Annotated in this window: 1 protein-coding gene and 1 pseudogene; one reads left to right on the top strand and one right to left on the bottom strand. The window is 37.1% G+C overall.

The genetic code is table 11. The features are described from left to right. Positions 1-440 (top strand): annotated as a pseudogene (locus ABZV77_RS42605) (RepB protein); the annotation flags it as partial. Between the two features lie 110 nt (positions 441-550). On the opposite strand, the gene ABZV77_RS42610 reads toward ABZV77_RS42605, so the two are convergent. Continuing rightward, a protein-coding gene (locus tag ABZV77_RS42610) for an IS3 family transposase (protein ID WP_095586744.1) occupies positions 551-1,698 on the bottom strand; the annotation gives its coding sequence in 2 pieces (ribosomal slippage) (positions 551-1,446 and positions 1,446-1,698; 1,149 coding nt in all). Positions 1,699-1,792: the final 94 nt, after the last annotated feature.

The following is a 1,792-nucleotide window of genomic DNA, read 5'->3' on the forward strand; positions in this document are numbered from 1 at the left end:
CTTTTAACGTGTCCTATGAGAAAGTCAAAAAAGGGCGGAGTATTGACTCTATTGTCTTTCATATCGAGAAAAAACGCATGGCAGACGATAACAGCTACAAGTTAGACGATAAAGTATATCAAGAGGGTAATAAAGTCAAAGAGGAAACCGAAGATAAGCTAGCTATTGAAGCAATGAAAAGCAAATACACCAAGCTATTGATTGAAAATTTTCTTTTGTCACCATTAGAAATGACAGATACGGCAACAATGGCAGGCTTACAGAAAAATGTGTACCCTCTCTATGACGAACTGAAAGAATTGAGAGGGCTTAATGGAGTCAAAGACCACTTGTCTTATGTATCTAGCAAGCGTGAAGAATATTCTAAGCACAATATCGCTAAGTATCTGAAAAAAGCAATCGAGCAATATCTACCTACGGTTAAAAGGCAGGACTTATGATGAGTGAAAAGTTAAAGACAATTAAAGTGGACTAATGTCAAATATTTAGACACAAAATGAGCTATATTTTTGGAAAGTCAACGAAAAACTAGACACGGAGTTAAGAGAATTTAAGAATTATATTTTTCAAAGTCTTTTGGAGACTTGTAATCAAGACCTGAATGCATCCTTTTTGTATTGTAATAGGTCTCAATGTATTTAAATATTTCTTGAGTAGCCTCAGCTCTTGTCTCAAAATGAGCATCATTAATAAGCTCCCTCTTTAGCGTCTTATAAAAAGACTCCATCATTGCATTGTCATATGGATTTCCTTTACGACTCATGCTAGATTGAGCACCGACTTGACGAAGAGTAGATTGATAACGAGAGCTTGTATATTGACTCCCTTGATCAGTATGGACAATCAAGCCAGGCTGAGGATGTTCTTTCCCACAAGCTTGTAAGAAGCAATCCCTCACCAGTTTATCTTGCATCCGTGAAGACATTGACCAGCCTACAATCTTACGTGAAAAAACGTCGATATTCACGGCTAAGTATAAGGTGCCTTCTTTGGTAGGGATATAGGTCATGTCTCCCAGCCATACTTTATTAGGAGCTGTTGCTTTAAAGATCTGATTAATTAAATTGGGTCTTGAAAGCGAAGCTCCTTTTCTGTTGTAATGTTTATATTTATAACGGCTTCCCTTGGCATAAAGTCCCATCAAGTGCATCAGTTTCCCAACACGTTTCGTGTTGGTCATAATACCAGTATTATGAAGTACCTTGGTAATTCTAACCGCACCATAGCGTCCCTTATGCTCATGAAAGACAGCTTTTATCTTCTCTGAGAGAATTTCTCTCTCCACTTGTTGTTTTGAAGGACGACGATGCATGTATTCATAGAAACCTGAGCGAGAAACCTTAAGAACTTTTACTGCATGCTTAATTTTTATCTTCCCATGATGTTTCAAGAGAAATTCAAAACGTTTTACTTGCTTCGCTTCAAGAAGACCCGGAACTTTTTTAGAAGTTCAAGTTCCTCCTGAAGATAACGATTTTCTTTCTCTAACAATTTAATCTTATGTTGGGCATCAGCTAGGGCTGTCCCATTGCCTGGAAAAGCACTTTCTCCATATTCTTCAACTTCTTGAACCCAGCGATAAAGACTATTGGCATGAACCTCAAGCTCTTGGCTGACTTCTTTAACAGAGTAACCCTCTTCAAGAATGAGTTTTACTGCAGAATTTTTAAATTGTTTATCGAATTTTCTTCTTGCCATAATAAACCTTTCCACGATTTCTCTTAACTTTGTGTCTAGTTTATTATAACCTTTCCATTCGGAGGTCTTTTCTTATGGTCAAATATTCCATAGA

Source organism: Streptomyces sp. NPDC004732, assembly GCF_040609235.1.
Taxonomy (GTDB): Bacteria; Actinomycetota; Actinomycetes; order Streptomycetales; family Streptomycetaceae; genus Streptomyces.